At 60.9% G+C, this 6,286-nt stretch carries 5 protein-coding genes; 3 read left to right on the forward strand and 2 right to left on the reverse strand.

What is annotated here, in order from left to right:
* Nucleotides 1-98: 98 nt before the first annotated feature.
* Nucleotides 99-1,184, reverse strand: coding sequence for a stage II sporulation protein D (gene spoIID / locus H8711_RS09215; protein WP_249283178.1), 1,086 nt, complete (start codon nucleotides 1,182-1,184; stop codon nucleotides 99-101).
* Nucleotides 1,185-1,468: 284 nt separating this feature from the next.
* Here spoIID and H8711_RS09220 point away from each other — a divergent pair, with 284 nt between their 5' ends.
* The 3 genes from H8711_RS09220 to H8711_RS09230 all read left to right on the forward strand — a co-directional run bounded on the left by H8711_RS09220 (nucleotide 1,469) and on the right by H8711_RS09230 (nucleotide 4,978).
* The gene (locus H8711_RS09220) at nucleotides 1,469-2,854 is read left to right on the forward strand and encodes a citrate synthase (protein ID WP_249283179.1); all 1,386 of its coding nucleotides are present in this window, start codon (nucleotides 1,469-1,471) and stop codon (nucleotides 2,852-2,854) included.
* Between the two features lie 124 nt (nucleotides 2,855-2,978).
* Nucleotides 2,979-3,845, forward strand: coding sequence for a hypothetical protein (locus H8711_RS09225; RefSeq protein ID WP_249283180.1), 867 nt, complete (start codon nucleotides 2,979-2,981; stop codon nucleotides 3,843-3,845).
* Nucleotides 3,842-4,978, forward strand: a complete 1,137-nt coding sequence (locus tag H8711_RS09230) for a glycerate kinase family protein (RefSeq protein WP_249283181.1) — start codon at nucleotides 3,842-3,844, stop codon at nucleotides 4,976-4,978. Before H8711_RS09225 ends, H8711_RS09230 begins: the two co-directional genes overlap by 4 nt.
* A gap of 54 nt (nucleotides 4,979-5,032) precedes the next feature.
* Here the strand turns inward: H8711_RS09230 and H8711_RS09235 are convergent.
* Nucleotides 5,033-6,286, reverse strand: a 1,254-nt coding sequence (locus H8711_RS09235) for a hypothetical protein (RefSeq protein WP_249283182.1), incomplete at its 5' end; no start/stop codon positions are given.

Consider the following 6,286-nt stretch of genomic DNA (forward strand, 5'->3'; position numbering starts at 1 on the left):
AGACCGGCCGGGTGAGCCAAGGCAGCCTGCGGCGCCCATCGAAAAGAATCCCCCCTGCTCATTCGCGTTGAATCAGTAGGAGGGATTCTTTTATCTTGTTATTGTTCGCGCCCCGCCATGCGCAGCTCGCAACCGCTGTAATAGTGGGTGAGAATCTCGTCGAACGAGGCGCCCTGGCGCGCCATATAGTCCGCGCCATACTGGGACAGCCCCACCCCATGTCCGTACCCGCGCACCGTGAAGGTGAAGGCCCCGCCACTGTATATCAGGTCGAAGTCGGACGAGCGGAGGTCAAAGATGCGCCGGACATCCTTGCCGGTGAGCGGCGTCTCCCCCGCCATGGCGCTCAGCACATAGCCCGATTCCGACCGGCTGAGGATGCGCAGCCAGTTGTTGCGGTCCTGCCCCAATTGGATCGAAGCGTCCTCCTGGAGCAGCCGGGTCTTGACCTCCTGCTCGGAAAACTGCACCGAGGTCTCGTATTCGGGCGCGAGGGTGTCGCCGAAGCTCTCGACCGGAACCAGATAGGGCGCGTCGCCCTGCCAGACGTTGCCCGCGTATTCTGTCTGCCCGGTGCTGATCGCGTGGTAGGCCGCGACGATCGGCTCGTCATTGTAGGCCATCACGTAGCCGCTGCCGAGGTCGGCCGCCTCACAGATTTTGGACCAGTATGCGTCGAATTTGTCGCCGAAGCGCTCCTTCGCCTGCGCCTCGGTCACGTAGCCACGCCAGTTGTCCGGGTCTGCGGAGAAGTCCGCGCCTTTCAGATCCGGGTCCGGGTTCTCCTGCTGTTCCAAATGGCACCGCACCGCGTAGGTGTTGGCGGCCACAGCCTGGGCCGCCAGGGCCTGGGTGTGAAAGCTGGGCGGCATCTCGGCGCACACCGCGCCGCGCACATAGTCGATGCGGCTGACCTCCTTCACCTTGCCGGTGGACAGGTTGAGTATGCGGAAGCTGTCCACCGTTTCGATTACCGGGGCGACAGGCGTGTCCGCCTTGGAAGCGGACGGCGCGACCGTCTGCTTGGTTGGAGCAGCCTCCCCGCGGTCCTGCGCAGCCTGTGGCGGCTCAGCCTGGGAGGACTGCGGCGCGGCTACCGGCGGCAGCGTGGCCCCCACCGCGGCCAACGGCAGGCAGAGGATGAGAGCTGCAAAGATGCTCATTAAGATCAGAGGCGCCTTCATTCCAAAACATCCTTCCTATTGCTGAAGTCGGATTTTTTTGCAGACCAAACTTAAGAAACTTTCATAATCATTCCCTTGTCCGCCGCAATATTGGGAATTTTTTCGTCAATCCGCCAATAATATGAATTGCAAAATTGTAAATCTTTCATTATTGGCAATTTTTTGCTTGACGGATCGGCGCAAGTGCGGTATAGTAGTAACAATATCATCTTGTGCGGCACAATGGGGTGCTGTGTCCCCCGTTCTGCGCACAAAATTAATTTGGAGGAGGCGGGGGAACCATTATGACTTTCAGTTCGGCCAAATATGGCGTCGCTCCCGAGGAGGAACGCGCTGATATCCACATCCTATGCGAAGAATACGGCAAGTATAACCACATCGACCCCGCCGCATTCGAGCGTTACCAGGTCAAACGCGGCCTGCGCAACGCCGACGGCACCGGTGTGATGGCGGGTGTGACAAACATCTGCAATGTCCACGGCTACATCGTGGACGAAGGTGAGAGGACGCCGGTGGACGGCCAGCTCATCTACCGCGGTGTCAACGTGGAGGATCTGGTCTCCGGCTGTAAACGGGAGGACCGGTACGGTTTTGAAGAGGCGGTCTATCTGCTGCTGTTCGGCAACCTGCCCACCAAATCGCAGCTGATCGAGTTCCGCACGCTGCTGGCCCAGACGCGCGAGCTGCCCGACACCTTCACCGAGGATATGATTCTGAAGGCCCCGTCGCCCAACATCATGAACAAGATGGCGCGTTCGGTGCTCGCGCTCTATTCCTACGACGACAACGCCGACGACACCTCGTTGGAAAACGTGATCCGGCAGTCGATCGAGCTGATTGCGCGGATGCCGACCATCATGGTCAGCGCCTACCAGGCCAAACGCCGGTTTTACGACCGCAAAAGCATGTACTTCCATCCGCCTCGCGCCGAGCATTCGATCGCCCAGACCATCCTTTATACCATGCGCTCGGATAAGGTCTTCACCGAAGAGGAGGCCAAGTTGCTCGATATGTGCATGATTCTGCACGCCGAGCACGGCGGCGGCAACAACTCCACCTTCGCCACCCGCGTGCTCACCTCGTCGGGCACCGACACCTATGCCGCCATCGCGGCCGGCATCGGCGCGCTTAAGGGTCCTCTGCACGGCGGCGCCAACGCCAAGGTGATGGAGATGCTGGGATATATCAAGGAAAATGTCAAGGATTGGCATAACGACGACGAGATCGCCGAATATTTGTCAAAACTGCTGCGCAAGGAGGCGGGCGACCGCTCCGGCAAGATCTACGGCATGGGCCACGCGGTCTACACCAAGAGCGACCCGCGCGCGCGCATCCTGAAGGCGAACGCCATGCGCATGGCGGAAAATTCGGAATATGCGGAGGAGTTCAAACTGCTGGAGGCCGTGGAGCGCCTCGCCCCGCAGGCTTTCTCGGCCGTCAAAGGCGACAAAAAGATGATCTGCGCCAACGTCGACCTCTATTCGGGTATGGTCTACAAAATCCTGCGTATCCCGCCCGAGCTGTACACCCCCCTGTTCGCAACCTCCCGCATCGGCGGCTGGTGCGCGCACCGCGTGGAGGAGCTGCTCACCGGCGGACGGATCATCCGCCCGGCTTATAAGGCGATCTCCCACCTGAAAGAATATGTCCCCTTGGAGGATCGCGGATAATTTTCTTGAAAAAATCGAATAATACGGTTATCATAAGAGGTGTACTGAAAAGGAACCCGGCGGCGGGCAGCCGCGCCGGGCGACTCCTTGCAGTGCACTTCTTTTTTACATGGAGGCTCATCAAATGGCCAACCAAATTTCTCACGGACAGACGGGTGCGGCGTTTTGGGTGTTTTTGCCCGGCAGCGCGGTGCTGATCTGCCTGCGCATCGTGCTGAAGCTCGATTTCATCGACCCCCAAACCGGATTTTATCGGAGCGGGAACCTCCTCTCCCCCGCTTTTCATATTGTTTATCTGCTTTGCCTGGCGTTGCTGCTGTTCTGCGTTTACAGCGCCAGGCCGCGCGAGAACGTGCTGCCCCCGCTGCGCCGGGCCGCGCCCTTTGCTGCGCTGCTCGGGCTGGCGATCCTCGGCAAAGAATTCCTAAACGGGGAGCATCTGATCGCGCGCCTTGCTGCGGGCGACCGTCCGCACCGCGTGGACCTCTTTCTCTCGGTATCCACCCTGTTGGTTGCGCTTGCCGCCGCCGCAACGCTGCTGGTGTTGGCCGCCAACCAACTGCGCGGCCGGTTGGAGAGCTACCCGCAGTCGCTTTCCCTCACCCTCACGGTACTCTATCAGTGTATGGCGCTGATCATCCGTTTCACTTCGCACACCTCGCCGCTTGCGGTCTCGGACGACCTGCTGGAGATCGCCCTGCTGATATTCGGCGTGTTATTTTTTATGGCACATGCGCGGATACTCACCCGGTTAGATGCGCGCCGCGGAGCTCAACTCATGGAATTTTCCGGCTACGCTCTCACGACCACCGCCTTGGTGCTTTTTGTCCCTGAATTGTTTGGCCTGATGATCGGGCGGCTGTCCACCTCCTCTGAGCAGGGCATCGAGCTGTTTTATCAGGCCGCATTGATGCTTTACAGCTTTGTGTTCACGCGCATTGTCTGTTCCCAGGCCCCGTTGGAGCCTCCAGTTGAGGAGGAAACAGCATGAAAAAGGTGATTCTGGCGCCCGATTCCTTTAAGGGGACGATGAGCTCGTCCGAGATCTGCCGCATCCTGGCGGCGGGTATCCATGCCCATTACCCCGACGCTGCGGTGCTCTCCATCCCGGTGGCCGACGGCGGCGAGGGCAGTGTGGATGCATTTCTCACCGCTGCGGGCGGGCGGAAGGTCAAAGTGCGGGTGAGCGGCCCGCATCTCGAGGAGATCGAAAGTTTTTATGGGCTGCTGGACGGCGGCCAAACCGCTGTCATCGAGATGGCGGCTTGTGCGGGTTTACCGCTGACCCAGGGGAACCCGCACGTCGAAACTGCCTCGACCTACGGAGTGGGGCAGTTGATCGCCCACGCAGCGGCACAGGGCTGCCGGAAGATCATCGTGGGGCTGGGGGGCAGCGCGACCAACGATTTCGGCGCCGGCGCGGCGGCGGCCCTCGGTATCCGCTTCCTCGACGCACAGGGTTGTGCGTTCCTCCCCGTCGGAGAAAGCCTCTCCCGCATCCGCCGCATCGACCGCTCCGGGCTGCTGCCCGCGCTCGAGGAAATCGAATTGATCGCCATGTGCGACATCGATAATCCTCTTTTCGGGGAGACTGGCGCTGCATACGTCTTTGCGCCGCAGAAAGGCGCAGGTCCCGAGGTCGTCCGTCTGCTTGACGAACAGCTCCGCGCGGTCTCGCAAACTGTCCAACAAGAACTCGGCCGGGATATCGCCCAGGTGCCCGGTGCGGGGGCGGCGGGCGGCATGGGCGGCGGCCTTACGGCACTGCTAAACGCGCGCCTTCAGATGGGGATTGAAACGGTGCTCGACACCGTTGGTTTTGACCGGTCGCTGGATGACACGGACCTTGTGATCACCGGCGAGGGCAAACTCGACACCCAGAGCCTGCGCGGCAAGGTGGTGGTGGGTGTGGCCCGCCGCTGTAAGCCGCGCGGCGTCCCTGTGGTAGCGATGGTGGGGGACATCGGCGACGGGATCGAAACGGTCTATGACGAGGGGGTCTCGGCGGTGTTCAGCATCAACCGGGCGGCAGTCGATTTTTCTGTTGCAAAAACGCGCAGCCGCGAAGATTTGGCGCTGACCATCGACAATCTCATGCGCTTTTTGCGGCAAATTGGATTCTAACTAGAAAAAGGAGGGGCGAATGGCTAAGCCATTCGCCCCTCCTTTTTACATGTCTCAACTATCTTGATATTTTCTTCTGATTACGGCGTAAGCCGCGCCGCCGATGACCGCTGCGGCTGCAATCGCCATCACGACGATCGCCCACACCGGCACGCCGCTCTCAGCTTCGGGGGCCACCTGCGCCGCAGGCGCTTCCGCCTCAGCCGGGGCCGCAGGCTCGATCACCGCGGGAACTTCGGGCGCCACGGGCGCTGCCGGAACAACCGCCTCAGGCGCCGCGGGCTCTGCCGCTGCCACCTCGCCGCCCGTCTCCGGGTTGCTGTTCGCTGCGGGGGCATTCACCGTGCCGCTCGCAGCAGGCGCGCCACCGGCCATCGCCTTGATCTCGTCGGAGGTGTAATACACTGCCGCCGCATTGTAGCCCTTCAGCTCACCTGCGCCGTTCACTGCGTAATCCTTGCCGCCGATCTCGAAGACCACCGTCACTCCCTTGTTCTTCAGGGCGTCGATCACTGTCGCGGGAACATTCGCTCCCTCATCCAGCTTCGCGTTCACTTTGCCGCCCTTTTCGGTCCCGTTGATCTTCTCGATCACTTCCGTCCAGTAGTCGCTGTCGCTCACCTGGCTCGTGCTGCCGCCCTTCGAGCTCGAAGGTTTCGCGGGCTCTACAGGATCCACAGGATCTGCCGGCTCAGGCTTCTGCTCCAGGCTGAGCGCCATCGCTTCCACATTCTCCGCTGCCGCTTTCGCTTCCTCCCACGTCAGCTCCTTCGCCTTCAGCAGCTCTTCCGCTTCCGCCAGCGCCGCACGGTACGCTTCCGCGCTCTCTTCCGTGCTTGCCGCCAACATCTCTTCGCTCACTGCCACCTTCTTCAGCGCCGCGCTCAACCGTACCTTCGCCATCGCTGTCGTCAGGTCTTTACCCATCTGATCCACTGCTGTCTGCTCCGCGTTCCCGTCCTCCAGAATCGCCTTTGCTTCTGCCAGCAGCTCTTCCACGTACTTCAGGCTTTCCGCGTCGTACTCCTCTGACTCTGTCATCCTCACTGCCAGGTTGTACGCCGCTTCCAGCGCCGCCTTATCCGCCTTCAGCTTCAGGTTCACTACCGACATCGACAGCTCATCGTATGCCGCCTTGATCCCCTCTTCCGTCGCTTCGTCGTCCGCGCTCACTTCCTGCGCCTTCCTTAACGCTTCTGCGAACTCGCTCCAGCTCTTCGGCGTGTACTTCTCTTCTTCCAGCTCCATTCCTTCGATCGATTCGATCAGGTCGTCCAGATATCCGCGGTCCACTCGCTCCACTGCCGC

Source organism: Ligaoa zhengdingensis (assembly GCF_014384885.1).
Classification (GTDB): Bacteria; Bacillota; Clostridia; order Oscillospirales; family Ruminococcaceae; genus Ligaoa; species Ligaoa zhengdingensis.